Annotated in this window: 6 protein-coding genes; all 6 read right to left on the bottom strand. The window is 45.7% G+C overall.

Annotation, left to right across the window (positions count from 1 at the left end):
• Positions 1 to 4: 4 nt before the first annotated feature.
• Positions 5 to 682: an amino acid ABC transporter permease gene (locus QVP35_RS10020; protein WP_006568212.1), complete on the bottom strand. Its 678-nt coding sequence runs from the start codon at positions 680 to 682 to the stop codon at positions 5 to 7.
• Positions 663 to 1,322, bottom strand: coding sequence for an amino acid ABC transporter permease (locus QVP35_RS10025; protein ID WP_009290161.1), 660 nt, complete (start codon positions 1,320 to 1,322; stop codon positions 663 to 665). The genes QVP35_RS10020 and QVP35_RS10025 overlap by 20 nt, the downstream gene beginning before the upstream one ends.
• A 261-nt stretch (positions 1,323 to 1,583) precedes the next feature.
• Positions 1,584 to 3,161 (bottom strand): ABC transporter substrate-binding protein, encoded by a 1,578-nt coding sequence (locus QVP35_RS10030; protein ID WP_022261112.1) that lies wholly within the window; start codon positions 3,159 to 3,161, stop codon positions 1,584 to 1,586.
• Positions 3,162 to 3,240: 79 nt separating this feature from the next.
• Positions 3,241 to 20,121, bottom strand: coding sequence for an SdrD B-like domain-containing protein (locus tag QVP35_RS10035; RefSeq protein ID WP_009290163.1), 16,881 nt, complete (start codon positions 20,119 to 20,121; stop codon positions 3,241 to 3,243).
• Between the two features lie 355 nt (positions 20,122 to 20,476).
• Positions 20,477 to 21,031 carry a dTDP-4-dehydrorhamnose 3,5-epimerase gene (gene rfbC / locus QVP35_RS10040; RefSeq protein WP_006568207.1) on the bottom strand — a complete coding sequence of 185 codons (555 nt, stop codon included), beginning with the start codon at positions 21,029 to 21,031 and terminating at the stop codon, positions 20,477 to 20,479.
• A 9-nt stretch (positions 21,032 to 21,040) separates the two neighbouring features.
• Positions 21,041 to 21,886, bottom strand: a complete 846-nt coding sequence (gene rfbD, locus QVP35_RS10045) for a dTDP-4-dehydrorhamnose reductase (RefSeq protein WP_009290164.1) — start codon at positions 21,884 to 21,886, stop codon at positions 21,041 to 21,043.
• Between the last annotated feature and the right edge of the window lies 1 nt (position 21,887).

Consider the following 21,887-nt stretch of genomic DNA (forward strand, 5'->3'; position numbering starts at 1 on the left):
ACTCCTAACTTTGCCATTTTGCTTCCAGCCTCTTAGCCACGATGGAAATCGGATAGCAGAGGATGAAGTATAAGAAAAATATAAATCCATAGACCCAAAGCGGTGCCGCAGGAGTATTTAAAATACCTCCCTCAATAATCTGCTGTCCGACTTTCAGCACCTCCACCACACCGATGATCACGACAAGCGATGTCGTTTTTACCATCCTTGTGGCAAGATTAATCGCACCGGGAAGGACTCTTCTTACAGTCTGCGGAACTAAAATGTAGCGGTAGATCTGCAGCTTCGTGAGTCCCAGGGACAGGCCGCTCTCCGTCTGATGCCTCGGCATGGAAGTCACGGCTCCCCGCACAATGTCTCCCATCTCCGCAGTTCCCCACATGGTGAACACTACAATAGAAATAAACTCACCTTCCAGATGGATGCCCATAGCCCTTGTAAGTCCGAAGTAAAATAAGAACAGCCACACCAGAATCGGAATAATGCGGATAGCCTCCAGATAAAGCCGGCAGACCGCCTTGACGATTAGATTCTTTGAGGTCATGATGATCCCGAATATCACCCCGAATATCAATGAAAGCACGACGGCCACCAGGGCAATCTTAATGGTCACAGCCAAACCGGACATGAGCCGTGCCATATTTTGTCCTTCAAATAAAATATTAATTCCCGAAGCCAGCATACCGAGCCTTCCTTTCTAACACACTGAAAATAATTGAAATTGGAAGCAAAATAATTAAATATGCAACAACGAGCATAAACAGCGCTTCATTTGTTTTATAATACATGCCAATCAAGTCTTTGGCTACAAACATCAGGTCCGCAAGAGCAATCGCACTGAACACCGAGGTCTCCTTCAGAAGAAAGATCACATTAGCCCCCACCGACGGCATGGCAATAGCCAAAGCCTGCGGCAGTATAATATAACGCATCAGCTGAGGCTTTGTGAGCCCGATGCTCAGACCGGATTCTTCCTGGATCTTATTGACTGCCTCCAGCCCTCCGCGGAAAGCTTCTGACATATAGCTGGCACCGAGAAACGTCAGTCCGATCACAGCGATGACAAACGCATTTAATTTAATTCCGATCTTGGGCAGTCCATAGTACAGAAAAAACAGCTGGATCAGCAGAGGCGTATTTCTGGAAAGCTCTATATAAATTCCTACAATCCTATTCAGCACAGGAACTCTATAATAACGGACCATAGAACATAAGAATCCGATCACCACTGACAGCACGACGCCCAGGGCTCCGATTCCCAGCGTTAGTTTCATTGCCTCTATATAGAGAGGTATATTTCGTTCTATAAATAACCAATCCATTTTTTGTCCCTTCTATATTTCATACTTTTTTGGTATGTATTATATGAAATAGTATAAACTCCATTTTAAACCTTGTCAATATAAGACATCCGAAATTAATCGTACATTTTTCTATGGGAAAAGTCAACTTTTGTATTCACTTCTTTCCTTTAGTCTATGCCTTTTTCAAGAGAAAGTTCGTTATGTAAAACTTTCCCTCTGTGAAACAGAGAAAAAAGGAGGCAGTATCCTATGCTGCCCCCTCTGGTTCTGCTCTTCCTGTTATTTTAACAGTTCACTGAAGGGCCGGTCAATATCCTTCACTTCTATCTTATGACTGCCATTTCCCACAGCAGCAAACTTTCTTTCCGTATATACCGGCATTGTAAGACTCTCATTGAGAATTTTTTCATCGATCTCTTTACACACTTTGCCTGCTTCTTTTAAATCTTCCGCCTTTTTAAGCCGGGCATTCAGACTTACAAGTTTCTCATCCTGAAAGTTTCTTTCGTCCAGAAATGCTCCCACTGAGGTCAGAGAAGGTATGGCTGCATTGCGGTAATAGAGGTCATAGTTTCCGGAATCCGTCGTCTTGACAATGATACCTGCCGCTTTCATATCTTTGGTAAACTGCTGTACAAATAAATCCGCATACAGGATGCCGTCCGCTTTCAGAGTGAGAGACAACTCCTTTCCGCCTTTTTCAAAGATCCCCTTTTTATTCTTCTCATACCCCGCATTTTTCAGACATTCCTCTGCCTTTTCCTTAGAGTAAGGATACATTTCCTTTTCCGCTCCGGCCATAAAGCTTCCTTCCTTAAAATTAGAAAAAGCTGCCTGCCCGCTGTCTCCCAGAGAGTCTGTCACAAATCTCTCTTTCTGAAAAGCATAGCAGACTGCCTGCCGCACTTCTTTTTTGTTTACTGCCGATTTGCTGTCCGATTTAAAATCCAAAACTGCCTGTACATCACTGCTTCCGTGATACAGGGTAATCACCCCGGATTTCTTAAGGCGGGAGATCAGGCTTTTGTTGGCCTGGAACTGTGTGATATCCACATTTCCCTTCGTGAGCATTGCCTCGATATTATTGCTGTTGATATTTTTGACAAGAATATTTTTCTCCTTGACTTTCCCGTCATAATAATTCGGGTTGGCTTCCAGAGTCATCGGAAGGTTGGCCGGCTGTCCCTTCAGCATAAATGCGCCGGTATATAAGTACTTGTTTTTTGCCCTGTTGGCCGTTCTGCCGATCCCTCCCGTAAACAGATACATATTGGCCGGGTCCGGCTCGGTAAAATGAAATACAAGTGTTATATCATCCTTGACTTCAATCCCTTCCATATCCTCTGACTGGGTCAATTTATTTGAATCATAGCCTTTGAGTCTTGCAAAACAGTCACGGAAACCAAAGGAAGATCTTCCGTCTCCAAGCAGCAAAAGATCTTTTTTCACATCGGCGGCGGCAAGTTTTGATCCGTCACTGTATTTCAGTCCGTCTTTTAATCTGACTGTATATGTTTTCCCTTTCGAAGAAACATCGATGTCTTCTGCCAGGATATAATCTATTGAGCCGTCCTGCTTAATCCTGATCAGAGGAGAAAACAAAAGATCGGAAAGGGTCTTCTCTCCTGAATATTCTGCAAACGCCGGATGAAGGCCTCCCTGGTAGTTCTGGATACCTACTGCAGTTTCCTCTCTTTTTTGTCCCGCAAGTTCCTTTTCCGCTTTGTAAAGCACCTCTGCGGAATCTTCTCCGCTGTTCGTCATAAAATATACGGCAATCCCCAGGATCACCGCGGCGGCAAAGGCCACGGCCACTCGATTTCTCTTTTTCTGTAAAAAGTCTTTTGCCTTTTCCAACGTTCTCCCTCCTGTTGTCTTCGTCATTGAGAAAAACATCCATCACAAACTTAAAATCGCTTATGATGGATGTTTTTTGTTATGCTTCTTCGTCCTTCCGTTTCTTTCTGTACAGGACAGCTGCTGCCCCGGCAGATGATGCGATCAGTATAATAAATATGAAAAGATTCCTGTCATCCCCGGTCCTCAGTACGCGAAGCGGACGTCTTGGCTGTCTCTTTTGTCTTGGTTCCTGCTTCGGAGTTTTCTTGTTTTCCTTATAATAAGGCATTTCCTCCTGTTTATAGAAGAATCCGAAGTCAATGCTCTCATCATCTTTTACCGTATTCAGATCAGCCACTTCCATCATTCTGTCTGCATCTTCCTCAAGCCCCTGTTTCTCAGCCTCTTCTGCATTCAGCTTCAGCATTCTTGTGCTCACAAATTCGAATTCTTTTGCCCCGGCAATTCCCGTGATCGTCTCTTCTTCAGAAGGCTGTCCGTTTTCGTCCACGTACCAGCCGTCGCTGTCGGTCTCCTTGTCGTTTCCTGCATTTCGTTTTGTGAGAAAGGCCTCATAAGGTGTCTCAGCTTCCACTTTATAACGGTAAGGTTTCAGATAATCTTTGGATTCCGGATTCAGGTCCGTCACCGGAACAGTAAACTTATAATGTCCATTCTTATCGGTCTTGATACTGCTCGTTCCGCGGAGATCTTTCACCGTCTGCCATGTATCACCTTCTGCATCATAGCGGTAAAGATTCATCTTAACATTTTTAATGCCCCTCTCGCCTTCGTCCTGAATGCCGTTTTGGTTCTCGTCATTCCACACCTTGTCTCCAAGGTTTACGCGGTTTTCATATTTAATGATACCGCAGTCCACCGTCTTTTCGTCCCGTGCAGTCACATAATCATAGAGATTTCCGTAGGCATCTTCTGACTCCAGCGTATTGACCAGAAGGAAACTGTTTGAGATAGCATGCAGCCGGTCATCTTCGTCAAAGAGACCAAAATCACTGTCGATCTCTGCATTCTTTCCGTTTCCAACCTTTAAAAGGGTCAGATCCTCGTCATTATTTTTCTTTGTGCGTATACGGTATTTTTCCGGAACTTTGAGTTCTTTGTTATAAACATCCAGATCTTTGAACTTAAAGACACCGCTACTGTCAGTTTTTACAGAAGCTATCGTCTCATAAGTGTCATCTTCCGGCATTACCGGCTCCTGATAGCTTCCGGTCCGGATCGTTCCATCCCTTCCTTTCTTTCTGCTCTTTGCCGTGACAGGAGTATGATCGTCTGTCTCCTCCTTATTTTCCTCTTCCGGTTCTTCCGGAACGGGCTCCTCTTCTGGCACTACCTTCTTTTCCAGCCATACAGTCCTTCCCTTGACGGCTTTTTTGTTCTTTGACTGGAGGCCGTCTTTATCATCCGTGTCGTCCCATATGAGCCCCTCGATTTCTCCCTTGTCATAGGGAAGGAGTCCGATGTCATAGTCTCTGTCAAAGACCGCATTTAATGTGTCATAGTACTTATTCTGGTAAGAGATCACCGTATTCTTGTTGGCCTCTGTGATGTCCTCTTTCTTAATCTCCTCTGCCAGAATGATATACGGAATCTTAGCGTCTTTTACGCGTCCGTCGGAATAGAGATTACTGTCTTTCGTCTTATCCTTTCCCTGGGCTGCTTTTGTATAAATATACCCTTCTTTCATCTCCGGAACGCTTAAACGGTAACCCATCAGATAATCAATGTCCGGTCCCCCGTCGAAAGAGACTGCCGCAGTCACCGGAAGATTGGAGAAGAAATATGCGCCTTCCTCAGATGATATCGTCTCCTTGTCATATTTCTCAATCCTGATCCATTTGTCCTGATCAGAATCATAATAATAAGCTTCCAGTTTTACTTTGATGTCTTTCAGCGGTTTCTCTGTTTCGTCCTGAATACCGTTTCTGTTCTTGTCATCCCAGACATAATCACCGATGTATCCTGCTTTTGCCAGCACCAGGCCAAAATTGATTCCGTCGCAGACCGCATATTGTTTGCCGTCATTGTCGTATACCGGCCGGCCGGTGTTTTCATCTGTCGGAATAACCGCTTTAAAATTCTCAGTTTTGGCAATGTTTTTATTTCCGGAAACGATCATCGTTCCATCATTGTCATTGCTGTATTTCAGCGGATTCTTTGTGAGCCGCACCGGCGATGTCTTCATTAACTGTCCGTCTATGCTCAGATCTTCCACAGTAAAGTAGTATTCCCTGTTCGGCCAAAGCATGTCAAAACGATACACACCGTCTGCGTCTGTCATTACTTCCAGAGGTTTTCCGTCCATTCCCACGGCTGGGGAATAATTACCCTTCTCATAAGCAGTGACCTTTACTCCTTCCAGAAGCTTTTCGCCCGGATCGATTTTTCCGTTAAAATCTGTATCTTCATGGTTCTGTCCGTCATCATCGATCAGGTCTTTCCAAACGATACCTTTGTAGCGTACCGGCTTCGTGACTCCGATATCCGCATCCACAGCCTGTTTGTCATAGGCCTTTACAGCCGCCTCGGAAGACAGGTCAATGGCCTTTACGCCAAAGCTGTCGGTAGTGTAAGTCTCCGCAGTCAGACCATTATCTCCTTTATGTCCGATAGAAACCTTCGTGTTGGTCTTGGTAATCGGCGTGGAGAGCTGATAGTCGTCATATTTGTTCGGCATTGTAAATCTCAGGCGGTATTTGCCCGGCTTCAGATTTGCAATAATGTAATAGCCCTGGTTGCCCCAGTAATCGCTTCTGGTCACAGTGGAATAAGGCTTCTTCTTTGTCGTCACAGTTCCGTTGTATTCATCCAGCTTCACATCTCCTGTCGTCTCATCCATGACGTAATCCTGGCCATTTTTATTAATCACGGCCTCGCCGTCTACATTGCACGGATTTCCACTCTCCGTCAGGAGTTCGACTTTGACTCCGTTGATTCCCGGATCGTCGGCCTTTCCGTCTCCATCCAGATCTGTGGTCCATTTGCTTGGAAGCATTCTTCCGTTTTTGGCCTCTTTGTACTCGGCCTCATCCTGCTTTCCGTTGCCGTTTAAGTCATTCCAAACGTAATCACCCACATATCCGCGGCCTGTTGGTGCCTGGAGCACGACTCCTGATCTTGCGGAGTCAACCGGAGCATCCCGTTTTGCCCAGAAGGCGAAGGTATTCCAGCCTACAAACGGATCGCTGTCGTTTCCATTTTTAGCTGCATCCGCGGAACCCTTCATAAACGGAAGGTTCAGAGGAGCTTCCATGTCATATTTCAAAACATAGCTGGTAGAAGGGCCAAAGTCCGCAGTCGGATCTTTAAACCGCACCATAAACATTCTGACGCCCTTGCGGATGTCTTCTATGTTGTCAGGATTTGCACTTATCAGATCTTCTGCCTTTACAAAATGCTGATTTAACTTCGTCTCGTCATCGGCAATGGCCTGATAGTATTCTTTTGTACTTCTCTCGTTTACATCCGGCATATCCTTCATGTCATACAGAGCGTAGCTTCCGTCGGCATTCTTCTTCACCGGTCCCACATACACATCATACTTTCCTGCATCCAGCGTGTGGGTTCCTCCCGTATCCGCTTTTTCAATCCTGAAGCTGTCTAAATCGATCCAGCCGTTCCACTTGGACTCACGGGTCAGAGATGTATAGGAACCGTCGGCGTTTTTGCTTCCTGTAATGGCCTTGTCACCGTCATACGGCAGCACATCAAAGAAAATTGGAACGGAGTAGTTGGATGTTGTATCGGTATTGGTCAGGATATCTGAGAATGTATAATTTCCTCCCTCCTGTAACGGAAGCGGCTTCGTGTTCAGCAGGTAAGAGTCATCCACATCTGTGACGACCTTCTTGCCTCTGGTCAGTGTGCTGAATGCCTCAAATGCAATATTATTGCTTGAAATTGCCAGATTCTTATCGGTCTTATTGCCGTCATCGTTGACATCTGAGACATCGACTCTCAGAGAAGCCTGTTCCTCGTCCTCGTCATCTGTAATGAAGAACCGGAAGGAACCGTCTTTCGTTCCGTATACTTTTGTGGTCATATCTTCCAAAGGTACTCCAATGTTTGGCTCCCGAATCTCGTATGTGTAGTCGATGACAATCTTATCTCCCGGCGCTAAATCGTTGTCAAACCTCCAGGTCACCAGATTCCGGTCTCTGCTCGTATCAACCGCTTTCCGGTAAAATACCGGTGATCCCTCTTTCAGCTTCAGTTCTTCCATATGCGGCGCCAATGTCTCATCCTCTGCATTTATGATGCGCCACGTCCAGTAAAACCGGTTCTGTGTATCGGCATTCTTTGCTGAATAATCCGGATTAAGTGGGCAGTCTTTGTCACTCATCACCTGGTCATACGGCACATAGTCAAACTTCATTTCATCGATGTTGGCAATGAACGGAAGTCCTACCGTGAGTTCCGGCCTGGACATATTGTCCTCTTTGGATTTCTCCGGATCGTCGGACGGCAGGTTCATCATCTCGTCACTGGCATTGATCAGCTGTACCGTCTGTTTCAGTTTAGAACTGTTCTTCAGGTTGATCGCGATGTTTTTATCCCACTCATAGGAAATATTCTTGTCTGCGTCCACATGTTTTTTCAGATACAGCAGATTCTGTTTCAAATCCATGCTCGGATTCTGGGAGGAAATCTCCACTCCTGCCCGGTCATCCTGGGCTGTAAGCCCTGCATACTGTGTATCGCTGTATTTGCCCCATCCGCTCACAAAGAAGCTCGGGAATTTACTGATTTCTGTCTGTTCTTCCAAACCGACCTGAACGGCGATCTGCAGCGCATTTTTGTTGACACTGTCCGTAAAGGAATCTGCATGCATCTTGTCGGTCTTATATCCGTTGTCTTCTGCTTTCTTCTTTTCTACGGCAGAGACATCTTCTTTGTCTGCAGTACTGTCATCCGCATCCAGATCCAGCCGGAACCCCTGAGGTACCGGATAGTGTGCCGGATCGTCGGAAGTGACGATCCAGCGCATCTCGTCGACGGCTCCTTTTCCAGAATATTTTTTGAGAGCCCCTGTCAGTTCGATCACCTGGTTTTCATCAATTTTTGCTCCGTCCGGATTCAGGCGCACCCAGTTCATATCTTTGTCGGTCTCGTCTGTGACGTTAGAGCTTCCGCTGTCAATATCCAGGACTTCTACATAAACTCTCAGGTGTTTTCTGAGTTCGCCAATATCAACATTACACTTCGTATCGGCCGGAATCTCCCATTTTCCTGTCTGGACCCGCTTGACAGAGACAGCGATCCTTGGATCAGTCGGCTCTGCCGGTCCGTTTTTCACAGTGTTCGGAGCCCGGTTTGGAATCTTATACTGGACGATGAACTGATTGAGGTTGCCCTTATGCACAGTAGCCTCATCGACCAGTAAGGTAAATACGTCTTTTGTCTTATAGAGTGCATCGGAAGACCGGATATCCTGAGTGATGTCATCCTTTTGGTAAATTCTCCTTGGATCTTTTGTGTCTGTGCGCATAGAAACCGAAGGTTTTGTCACTTTGATTCCGGCAGCCTTTGCCATGCTGTACCGCTCATCGAAGATTCCGTCGAAGTCATAATCATTTTCCTGGCTGTCTTTCACCTGGTTTGTGTAGCTGACCGTCTCGATTGGACGCTCTTTGAAATTACCGCCCGGCACGAAGTCTCCGTCCATGCGGTGAAGATCAAGGTAGCTGGACTCTGAATTATACTGCCAGTAATCCGGATCTTTCAGAATATCTTCCGGTTCCGGAAGCTCTGCAATCCTGGATCTCAAAAACAGTGTAAAGTCTTTGCCCGATCTAAGCGCTCCTGATGGCAGCTTTCCTTTATGGATATTCCCGGAAGTAACATCTGCTTCCTGTCCCGGAATAATATTCGCCAGAATTTCCTGGTGATCATAGTTTCCGTCCTTGTCTTTCACCTTTTTTACTTCCAGCTGTATTTTCCAGCCTTTGTTTTTGGACGGATCACTGCTTTCCAGATCTGACTGGCTCAAGGTCTGTTTGATGCCGTCCCGGTCCACATATTCGATATAGTAACTTTCCAGATCGCCGCTGTCATCATAGACCAGTGCTTTCGGGAGCGTGTGATTAACCGTAAAGGCTGAATGTGTTATATCCCCTGTTGTACCATAATCGGTCAGCGGTCCCCAGTACCCTGACCTCTCAGCCGGAGTATTGGCCGCTTTCAGCTGATACCACAGATTGTCGCCGTAGGCAAACTGGATCGGAGCCAGTTTTGCCGGGCTTCCAGTGTTATTTTCCGGCTCTGCGGAATAATATGTTCCTGTTCTGCTGCCGGAAATGCCTGCGGTCAGACTGATTCTCGGATTTTTCGAATACAGACTTGCTGTATTCATGACTCCATGATCCTGAAGCACGGCTTCTTCCGCGCCGTCCCCAGTTTCTTTTTTTCCATCATAGTTAAGGTCTGTGTATTTGTCTTCTCCGCTTCCGGTCTGCCAGAACAGCAGGGAATCTGCCAGTCCTGTATCCTGAAGACTGATCTTGTCGCCTTCAAAATAAGGAGTCATCCGGCCAATCGCCCTGTCTGCCATCGCCTTGTTGTCATATATGGTTTTTCCTGTGCGGTACGTGCTGTACGTATAATCCGGGCTGACTGCATCCAGACGCGGGTCCTGATTATAATAGCCCTGATTTGTGTCCACGCCGACCGCATAGCCTGCGTTTTCGCCGCCGATCTGTTCGTCCGTGATATATCGGAAAAGATTATGCTGGCTTCCCAGATAGACTCTCGTGCTGTCCCAATCCTTTCTCTTATCCGCATCATCCGGCCAGTTTCCGGCGTAATCTGCTGCAATTACATTCATTTTTATGTTTCTGGACCGTCCTGAGAGCACTCTGACATCCTCTGTGGAGGTTCCTGCTTTCGGAACAAACCGGATCACATACCGTTTTGCCGCTGTTCCGTCGTCATCCACATCCATATACCGGATCTCTGTGTCAAACTTGGATTTTAAATCAGCCGGCAGGTCCGGATCTGTGTCGGCAGCCAGTCTGCCGCCGGAAGACCAGACTTTCTGTTCCATTTCCCAGTCAAAGTTCTGTACAACTGATCCATCAGAATCTGCATGAATCACTTCACCGTCTTCATCCACAGGCTGTACGCCATAAGGAAGCACAACGGTCACAACCGGTTTAAACAGGGTTCCCCTGGCTCCTCCGTTCGTAGTGTAGTTATAGCTTCTTCCGCTGTCGGCACCGCTTCCGTTTCCGTGGTGATAGTCTGACAGGATATACTCATTTTCCAGGCGGACATTCAGCTGTTTCAACTCTGTCTCTGCCTGAGCATACCACTGGTCAGCACTGAGGACGTCATTTTCATCCCTCCTGCCGTATTCCGCCCAGAAACGGACCAAAGGTTTCCTCTGTTTTGCCCTCGTTCCGGTGACCGCATATTTGGTGGAGTCTGTACTTCCGTCTGAAGCTTCAATGTTAAATCCTATATCTTTTCTGTCCACTGCCTGAGAATAAGTATTCCTTCCCTTCAGGTAAAGAGGCCACGGTGAGAGCAGATTATAGTAGGCTTCTGTATTACAGTATGAGCAATACCAAATACCGGTTTCCAAATCATTGCACTGAACAGTTCCGCTTTTGTTTGCCTCGGACATATCCATGCTGTCGTTCTTGTCATAAATCTGGTGATACATCGTATTCGGAACTTCGCTGTCCTTGGATTCTATATCGACCGGCCGCACATACAGACGGTCATACCACATTTCATTCATATTCTCTTTGAACACTTCGGATTTAAATTCTACAGACATCTGGTAATGCTGCTGTTTGGATGCATCCAGACTTCCTCTGTTCCAGAACCGCGTAAGTTTCTCCGGTACTGTAATTCGGATCACCCATGCTTTTGAATCTGCATCTGCTGCATTATATGTTTTTCCGGTATATGCTCCGTTATGCACAGGGTCTGCCAGTTCTTTCGGCGCAAGAGCGCCGATATCCGTATCTCCCGGCTGCTGAAGAATCTTAATATTTTCTTCTGGAACAGTAATCTTTGTACCGTCCTTCATTTCGGCCTTCACTTCAAGTCTGCCGTCTTTCAGCACTGGTCTTGTACCTCTTGGCATCACGTAAGTAAACTCCGCTCCGTCTGTGTCCCAGTCTCCATAGTTCAGCGCATAAAGCCTTGTTACATAGTTTTCTTCAGCTTCCAATGCCGCAGTCTGCTGGTCGTAGTTTGGAACGTCATCTCTGTGTCCGGAACCGCCGGAATAATTGATATCTGCCTGATCGTAGTATTTTTGATCCGTTATCATATCACTGCTTCCGGTAATCCACGCTTTCTGCAGATGCAGTGCATGTTCTGCCCAGATAATATTGTGGTATTCATCACCAATGATGTTCTTCCATTTATTCATATTGGCAGAGCCCGTTCCGGATACGACCCTTCCGGATGTGAGATACCTGTAATAGGCACTGTCCGTGCCTCCCCCTCCGGCACCGGTGCGGTAGGATACAGCTGAGGCCTCTTTGGACGGGTCTGTCACAGTCATATTTGTGAAACACATCTGCCTGGAAGAAGAATTGATATCATAATCAAAAAATCTGCCTCCGTCACTGGTCGTCTGGCCCGGAATATATGCATAAGAATCCGTCAGGAATTCTCCCGGATCAATGCCTTTTCCGGGTGTTCCGGTAACTCCGAAATCATGGATCAGATTATCCATATCCATAGCTTTTGCGGCTGTATTGTTTGCATTCGGCGCAGGACCGTCTGCATATTCTCCATAGCGCGGAAGGTATGCGTTTTCTTTTGTATCCTTCCATGATGCCATCGGCAGGTCTTCTTTTCTCGCCTTGGTCTTATAGACGATCTCGATCCGTTCGCCTCTGGACAGCTCCTGATCACCGAAGTCGTATTTGTAGATCTTAAAGTTAATTTCCTCTGCAGGATTGTTCGCTGTATCTGTCGGCTTCCTGTCTGTGCCTGAAGTCACTTTTTCAAATTCCTGACTTCCTCCGATATCAAAATCTTTCATGTCAGTCACCGTGACTGCTGGTTTTTGGTAAGCTGAAGAATCCTTCGCATGTCCGTCCTTGTCATACCATATGATTTCAACATCATCCGGATTTGGTGCATCTACATATTCCGGAATCTTGTCATAGAGCACCGGATGATCAAGGGCCCCTCTTCTGGCACTGTCGTCTGTGCGCTTGTTCCAGGCAGTCAATTTATACCAAAAACTTTCATTCGGTCGGTACACTGCTTTGTTTTTGCTGTTATTTTCAGCATAGGTGCTCTTTGCGTCTTCTTCTTTGTCAAATGCCTGGACGTCTGCCAGCATATTCGGCAGCAGCCGGTATACGGTAAATGTATTCTTTGTATCTGCCAGCAGATGGGCTTCCATCTTGTCATCATCTGACACTTTATAGTGTTCATGGCCATAGTCAATATCCAGAATACCATTCATAGTACTGTAATTTTGGTTGACAGCAGATGCTCCGTTTTCATCCACGTAGTTCGCCGTTCCATGAAGAATGACATCCGGCATTTTATAAATATTTGTACCGTCTTTGGCAGGAACGTCCTCGTAGACCCATTTGATCTGCTTTACTTTTTTCAGGTTGCTGTCATCAGACCGGAAGGACGCATCCATGGCTTTCCAGTCTGTGTCCCCGTCTTCTTTATAGTAAAAGACAGCCTGATGTTCTGTTCCCGCAACCGTATATTTTGCCTCCGGCCATTTTCTGAGGTAGAAATTCTGTTCATTTTTTACTGTCTGGTTGGAGAGATCAATTTCAATTCCTGTTTCCTTAAGATCATGCATCGTATTGTTTTTAATGTCGGAAACCGTCAGATCTACATCCATCAAATCATTGACCCATGCCGTTCCCCCTTCCACAGAAGATGGATTGGAAAACTTCATTGCAGGTGTTCCCGCATCCATATAAGAAACAGAACTTGTAAGCTCTCCTGTCGGCACAGGTGTATTATTCAGTGCCAGATCGACGGCAGAGCTGTTTTCCACACAGCGTTTAATGAAACTGGCGCTTCCAAACGCATCGCTGCACCATGAGGAGTAAGAATAGGTCGGATTCGTGTCTCTGTTTCCGAAATAATATGGGTAATAGTGATTTCTCTGACCGCCTCCCGCATAAACGCTTGTATTCACTGTTTTTCCCTCAAATGCTCCGGAAAATTCATCCTTTGCCTCCAGAACAACAGTCACAGTATAGTCTTTGTTCAGTTTCAGATACTGGTCTCCATGATCTGTATCGGTTGTAATCACCAGATTCCGGTATGTATTTTTTGATTCCGGTGCCTCCAGTGCACCATTTACCACAGGTGTCCTCGTTGATACAGAACTGCTGTTGTCTACAAATTCACCCTTCAGATCTCCAATGCCCGAATCTGTCTTTTTCGCATACTTCCATCCCACGATCTTCATTCCTACAGGTGCCGTCACCCGAACCGCCGGATTTTTAAACGGCGTATTCGTCTCAGAACCGTCAGACTCCTTTTCGGATTTGTTGGAAACCGTCACCTGATATTCAATTCTGTCGCCTGGAATGATATGATCCTTATCTACCTCCAGTTTTATTCCGTCTTTTTCATCATACGCAGGAGATTTCGTCTCTTCATCCTCCCGCTTCTGTTTCATTTCCACATGGGAAACTCTGTTATAAACTGTTTGATCAGCATGGGGAGCGGCAGTTATCGTACTCTGCTGATAACCGAATGTAGCTGATTCTGCCTTAAAATTCTGAATGCTGTTTCGGATGTAATAAGTGTAGAAATAATCATGTGTACCGCTTCCTCCTATGGTAGGCACAGAATTCTCGTTCCACTCATCCTTTTCCAAATCTTCTTTTGTCCGGTCCACAAAGATTCCGTCGTAGACAATATCCTCTAATGCCTGGCCCGGTCTCAGGAATTTTTCATTCTTGCTTCCATCGGTTTCCTTGGCCTCAATTTTTACAGTAAAACTTTGGATATAACATTTTGTAAATTCTGTACCACTTATTGTATAGGTGGATGTATTTAAGGCATCGTCCCCCACGAATAGTTTGGAAACATCTAAAACATAGTATTCTTCATCATTGATTGTCTCCAGCCTAAACTTGTCTTTTACGTCCACTCCTTTATCATCACCGGAGTGGGTTCCGTCATTGATCTTGAACTGAGTCACATTCCACTTGTCAGAGTCAAAGACACTTTTCGGAATCTTAATTGTCTGAAGCCGGAACCGGCTGTCAAGAGCCTGGTCAAAGGCAAAACCGCTGATATCTGCGTCCCTGGATTCAGAGTTGGCAGGATCGCTGCCTCCGTCGTCTGTACCGGCGTTTTCCAGATGGATGGTAAACGCTGAAGACTCCGGCTTCATTTCCGGTTTACCGGCATCAAGTTTGGATGCCTGATAATCCCATCCTTTTGTATTGTTGGCAGTCAGCTTATAACCCGGCTTCAAAGGAATCCTTCTTGCCAGCAGAGTACCCGTCTCTGTGTTTCCTTCGATTACTGTATTGACCGGATCATAGTCTTTAAACGTCTTTGTGTTAACCGTATTGACTCCGGCGTTATTTCCGTCGCCGTTCAGCGCCAGTATTTCACCGTAGATGTTGATCATCGGTTCCGTGCGGTTGTCAAATACCGTGTCTTTGGATATTCCGTCGATCTCAGTCTTGCTGAAATCACCGTCACCGGCAATGTCCTTGACAAACAATTTAACCTTCGTCAAATACTGTCCGGAATTCAGAACGATATCTTTTCCGTCCACAGCTTCTCCGGCGTTGTCCTCTCCTTCGTAAAACACCCTGATCTCTTTATAATCTGCGTCTGCTGCATCGCTGAAATCCGCTGCTGCTCTTTTTACTGTGCTTCCGTCGGAAAGCGTCAGCATAATATCCCCGTCTGTCCGGTTCAGCAGTTTTTTCTTGATCTGAACAGACGTACTCTTAAATCCTTTATACTCCCCGTCACTTTTTGTGATCGGAGGAAGTGTGTCTTCCAGCACCGCATTGTCGATATACGGATAATAGCCGCTCCAGTTTCCGGAAGCCCCGGTTTTGTCCCTGTAGAAAGACATGCTGTAACATCCGGTTGCACCATATGGATAGGACTCTTTTCTGTCCGTCTCGGGATGCAGGTTGACTCCTTTTAGAGAGTACATTCTTGCATCGTCATAGACAGTGATCGGCACTTCCGATCTCATATGTCTTGCTGTGTATTCCTGCATACCAGTATACTGATTATACCAGTTATATGTATAGTAATAGTTTTTAAATGACCAGCCGGAACGGTAGCTGCTGTTCTTCGTAGTGTCTGTATTTTCAGTTTTTATTTCGGTTTTCGTTCCATCAGGTTTTTCAGTGCCTCCGATCGTCATTTCTGTCTCTGCAGAGGCCTTATAATTTCCAAGTTTATAATACCTTCCCACAAATTCGAAGGTATTTTGTGTGTTTACATTGCTTTGGTTATACCATGTGCCGTAATCCGGTGATTTGGCAGTTTTTACGCCTCCGATCTCCTCGTATTCCTGCTGGTTAACAGAAAAACGAATCTCTGCTTTTTTGACCGCCGCTTTCCCGTCCGGCTCTTCTTTTGGATGACGGTAGTAGTTCCCTTCTTTTTCTGTCTCGTAATTCGGCTCCCCGTCCAGAAGATTGATTCTCCAGTATCCATTCTGTCCGTCCCAGCTCTTGGCATTTTCATTGGCAGCCCAGACCGCCTTCGGATCATCGATCGTATAGGAAGATCCATCGGCACGGTATAATTTAATCTCTTTTACATAGTCCTTTACTCTCGGATCCACTTTCAGATAGTAAGTCTCAAAGCCCTCAGACGGAAGATTCACTGTCATCTTCAGATCTGCCGGTGTATTGTAGGCATAATTCTTTATCTGATATCTTGCGTAGGCTGAATCATTGTTCTGCTCCTGGTCGTTGTGCCTTTCCGGGGCCCCGCTGCTGTAATCCTGCAGGTACTGGCGGAAATCGACACCGATACTGCCGACCGCTTTATAGCCGATCTCAAAGTTCGTATCATCACTGTATCCATAGCTTGAACGGTAATGCTCGGAAGGCTCTGCACCATTATTATATCTGGTTGTTTTATTATCCGGCGTTACAAAGTACGCATCTACCGCCGTATCAAAATACATGGGACTGATCATCAGCCTTGCCGCATCCTGATTTGCAAGTTCAAAAGACCTGTCGGTGGTATAGAGTTGGCTCGTAATCTTTGCCGCTGCCTGGTTAACTTTCCGCATTTCAATGTCTGAAAATCCGGTGACCTCGATGGCCTGAGACGCTTTCGGCGCCTTTCCGCCTTTCATTGTCCCTCCGGTCACCTCTATCCCTTTTAAAATTCCCAGATCCTTAACGCTGCTTTTCGGAAGCTTCCAGCCTTCTCCTTCTAAAGTATAGATCTTGGAAGGCTGGCCCTTTTCTTTGAATGCTTTGGCATCCTTGTCATAGACAAGAGTTAAGCTGCCTTCGGAACCTGTCAATGTAATTTCTTTGACATCGGCAATATCCAGAAGCTCTTTCCTGATCAGTACAGACTTTGCATAAAAACCTTTTCCTGTCTCGGCAGAAAGCTGGTTGGCGGAATTTAATTCCGTAAAATCGATCACCGTATGGAAATCATGTGCATCATTTGCCGCACTGTTTCCAAACCAGAAGGAAAAGGAAGCTTCCTTTTCATAAGGAACCGCAAGCCCCATCACATTGCCGTCCACCATACTGCCGTTGTTTTCTGTATTGATCTCTGTCTTATCATAGTATGGATTTAAATGTGCATTCACTTCAGGCTTCGGATTATTGACATTCATTGTCATGCCCGCTGTCTGAGCAGGTTTGTTCATGTTCAGCGCATCTTTGCATGCCCATTCACCCCTGAAAGAAGCCGCGCCGTAAAAGTCTGCGGTTCCGCCTACGGTGATGTCCAGTTTCTCCGCAGTTTCCATTCCGTTAAACGGCTCAAATATAATCCTTACATATTTCAGTCCGTTTGCCATAGAACTTTTCCACAAACCCTCAGGAATCGTAATCAATCCGTCTTTTTCTGCCGGGATCTGATCCGCCGGGAGAACAAAATCCGGCTCCTTGGAGTTTCCTGCATAAGTGTTGTTGGAAATATCATAAAATTCTATTTTTGAAATCTTTCCGAATTTTTTCAAATCTTTGATGGTGATCTCATCTGCCAGGAATCCCACCGTCTTTTCATCGACCACATTTGTCGGCAGCGTCATCAGAAATTCCCCGGGGTTCATTTCTGAGTGTGACTTATTACCTATATGGAACACAGCCTTAGCACCGTCTTCATTATATGGCACCGTAATGGATGTCAGATTGGATGCCTGCGGATGATCCGGCTCATTGTAGACATTTCCTGTGATGGCCGGATTCACCCCTTCAATCGTGATCGTCCCTGTCCCTGTCTTTGTCACAGAGCTCGTGGATGTCCCCGGATAGTTTGTGGAAACTGTACCGGTGGCGGTAAGGGAACCATAATCCTTTAACGTTCCCATAACCTTCAGATAGGTCTCCGCAGCCAGTTCATCTCCGTTTACAATTTTCTGGTCTCCGGCAAAATAGTCGTATTCAATCCTTACACTTTTAAGGTTATCTAAATCGCCCTTCCACAGACTGCGTTCAATCACCACATTTCCATCGCTGTCTGCGTAGCCCTGAACGAGCGTCTTCAAGGAGATTTTCTTTGTCTGGTTATTCACATCTTTAAGAATGAGATTTCCGGACGGATATTGCTGATCTTCTTCGCTCGTTCCTATAGAGACATTGATCATGGCATCCAGAAGTTCTTTTTTCAGAAGAATGTTTTCGGTCACATATCCTCTGTCATTGGCGGCTCCCGGCACATCCAGCTGAAGATAGCCTGGCGCGATCGGTCCTTTAGACTGTGTTCCCGCCCTCAGGATATACCCGTCCATGCCCTGGCGGTTGTATTTTCCGTATACTGTCTGATGATACGGTGACCGGCTGCTTCCGCCTTCGGTCACTGCTGCCTGGCTTTCCCCTTCTTTCTTTTCTGTATGTACTGCTGTAACGACAGTGTCGATTTCAGGAGGAGTCAGTACCATATCTGCCTGGATCTTGTACGGCTCCTGCTCCTTGACCATCCATTCGCCTTCCGTATCACCGTCGCCAACTTTGTAGTATTTGTAGTCAAACTGGATTTCTGCTTTATTCTGAATCGTAACGTTGTTTTTGGGATAACCGCTGATCACGATCTTGCCTGGCAGTGTAGTTCCGGCATCTATCTTTTCTTTCAGATTCACACGGACTCTTCCCGTGGCATTGCCGGGAAGCCTGCCTTTAATTCCTGAGATTCCCCACCTCACTTCATCATCGGTACTCTTCTCTATCACACTCTGGGTAAAGTCAATCCATTGCTTTTCTCCTGTAGCGGAATTGGTAACCTCATACTGGAACGGATGCTCCTTCGCCAGAAACTTTTCTATTCCGCCGTCTGCATCTTTTTTTGGAACCTCATAAAACAGTCCGTCCAACATAAACTGACCCGGCACCGTATCTGTCACTCTCGGTGAAAACAGCGGGATATTCCCTTTATTTGTAATGCTTTCTATATAAAATTCGGATAAGCTGTTTACATAAACGTGTTTATTATACGGAGCTTCTGATTCTGAAACTTTTTTCGCAGAGTAATCCGGCTGCGGCTTCATAAAGGTAGCCGTAGCTGTATTTGTCTTAGACCAGTAAATCTCCGGTTTTCCAAAAATAATCGTGGATACCAGCTTCGTCTGAAGTTCGTTGGTCGTGCTGCTGCCCTTAAACTGAATATTGTTTGTGAACGGCAGCCTTACCAGAAACTTAGCCTGGTGGTGCAGGTTTTTATCCGGGTGTGCTTTTGCGTAGTTTGGAGAGTGTATTTCTTCTTCATGAATGACTGCAATCTGACCGTTTCCGGTATAAGAATAAGGGATAGGTTTTCCAAGCTTCCCATCTTTGATCTCTTCATCTGTCAGATCTGTGACATCGTAGACGAGAACACCTCCCTTATCCTCTTGCCCGATAAACTCCGTGTTCTTCCATGAATTTGGATTGTTCGGCTCTGTATTTTCGATGATCTGCCCGTCTTTATAAATCCATTTTGTGATATCCCGTGTAAATATCCCGTCTAGCCCGCCTTCAGAGGAACAGAACGGAAGCTCAAACATCAGGTTGATCTTATCAAATGAAACATCTTTCGGACCGTCCTTATCCTCTGACTCTGAGGTGTTTTTAACTGTAACATAGTGATCGGCATAATTATACTCTTTCCATACCGGAATGGCAGGGGAGTCTTCAAACACCGTCTCCCATGAAAGGTTCGTGTTTACAAACACTTTAATTGCATTTTCATCTACCCCAGGAGATTTCCATTCGTCCGCGATCTTATTGCCGTTCTTATCGTAGTACTCCTGGTAAGATGAGCTTCCGGTAATCTTTCCCTGTGTTTTCTCAGGCACATCTCCGAAAAACTTCACCTTAATACGGAAGGTCAGAGATTCCCCGGCCTTCAGGTCATTGCTTGCTACGAATACGATCTTGCCTTTATAAACTGTGTCCTGGTCAAATGCCTTTCCCTCCACTGTCTGCCAGCTGTCCGCCTCTATGACGTTGGCCTGCATTCCAAGCTTTACATCCTCCGGATTGACATTCTCATCATAAACCTGGAGATTTCCGTCGCTGTCATAGAAAAAAGACGGCAATGCGACGGTGACTTTTGCTCCTTTTGCATAGCCGGAAGACGTGGCTGTGACATTGACCTGTCCTGTCAGTTCTTCAGATGCCCCGTTTTTAAGCATCGTAACATTGGTCCCCGGCTCCTGCTTACAGGAAAAACTGACCTGCAGCCCCGGCGACTCATCTGCTTTTACATTTTTAATAATTGCTGAAAAATTTGGACTCTGTACCACCATTAAAAGTGACAGAATGATAGAAATGACCTGCCTAATACGTTTTTTCATAACTCCGTTCCCCCTACGGACTAATGCCCCTTATTTTATTTTGATATAAATGCAAAAAATCTGTGTTTCATCTAACCCACAGATTGATATAGAACATATTAATTCTCCTTGATTGTATGCCCATCGAAAGATAATGTCAATTATAATGTCAAAGTTTTGTCAATTTAATAACAATTTCGCCTTTTATTTGTGCACTATGTACAGAATTTTAAGATGATTTATTTTACACTCTACTTTGTTAAAACCCCAAAAAACATAATAAAAAAGCCAATGTACAGGATGGTTAGCCCATACATCAGCCTTTCTATATTTTTGTCTATATTTCCTATTATACCGCTATGATAACAAATGTCTTTTAAAACTTAAAAGTGTCTTTTAATCCGGACCATTTCTGGTCTTTCTCTGAGATCACCAATTCCGTACCCTCCTCAAATGGCCATTCAATGCCGATGTCAGGATCATCCCACTTGATCCCGCCTTCATCTCCAGGGTGATAAAAGTCTGTACACTTATAACAAAATTCTGCCTCCTCTGAGAGGACGAGGAAGCCATGGGCAAATCCTTCCGGAATATAAAACTGCTTTTTATTCTCTGCGGATAATTCTACCCCAAACCACTTTCCGTAAGTTTGAGAGTCTTTTCTCAGGTCCACCGCCACATCAAATACCTTACCACGAACGACGCGCACCAGCTTTCCCTGCGGATACTGCTTCTGAAAATGAAGCCCTCTTAAAACTCCTTTTACCGACATAGACTGATTATCCTGTACAAAGGTCATGCCAAGCCCCGCCTCTTCAAAATCCTTTTGGTTATATGTCTCCATGAAATATCCCCGTTCATCCGGGAACACTGCCGGCTCAATGATATGCAGTCCTTCAATCTCACAATTTGTAACCTTAATCTTTCCCATCTGTTCCTCCTAATACCCGATTTCTTTTAAATATCTGGCAAGAGCATCCTGCCATGCCGGTAGCCTTTCAAAACCGTTTTGTGTCAGTTTGTCCTTACTCATACGGCTGTTTTCCGGTCTTTTTGCCTTTGCCGGATACTCATCGCTGCCCACCGGAGCTACTTCGATTTCGATGCCCGCCTGCTTAAATATTTCACAGGCAAATTCATACCAAGTGCAAATCCCTTCATTTGTGGCGTGATATCTTCCATACTTCTCTGTCTCTATCATATCCACGAGAAGCCTTGCCAGATCATAAGTATAAGTAGGAGATCCGGTCTGGTCGTTCACCACGGTAAGTCTGTCATGATTTTTTGCCAGGTTCAGCATTGTCTTAATAAAATTTTTACCGTTCATTCCGAACACCCAGGCAATCCTCACAATAAAAAACTTGTCCAGATTCTGTTCAATGGCAAGTTCTCCCTCATACTTTGTCTGTCCATATACGTTCAGCGGATTCCTCTCATCATCCGGATCCCACGGTCTTTCTCCCTGTCCGTCAAATACATAATCTGTGCTGATGTACATCATCTTAAGATCCAGATCACGGCATACACGTGCTATATGTTCAGTGCCGTCCGCATTGATCTTCCTGCACAGTTCTGCATTGTCTTCTGCCGCATCCACCGCAGTGTAAGCCGCACAGTGGATTACCGCATCCACATCTGCAGCCGTTATCACCTGCCGTACTTTTTCGGCATCTGTGACGTCCATTTCCTGCACATCCACACCGATCCCTTCATGGCCTCTCTTTTTCAGTTCGTCCATGACGTCATGGCCCAGCTGTCCGGCTGCCCCTGTGACTAATGCCTTCATA

The sequence above is a fragment of the Anaerostipes sp. CAG:276 genome (assembly GCF_000432215.1).
GTDB classification, from domain to species: domain Bacteria; phylum Bacillota; class Clostridia; order Lachnospirales; family Lachnospiraceae; genus Anaerostipes; species Anaerostipes caccae.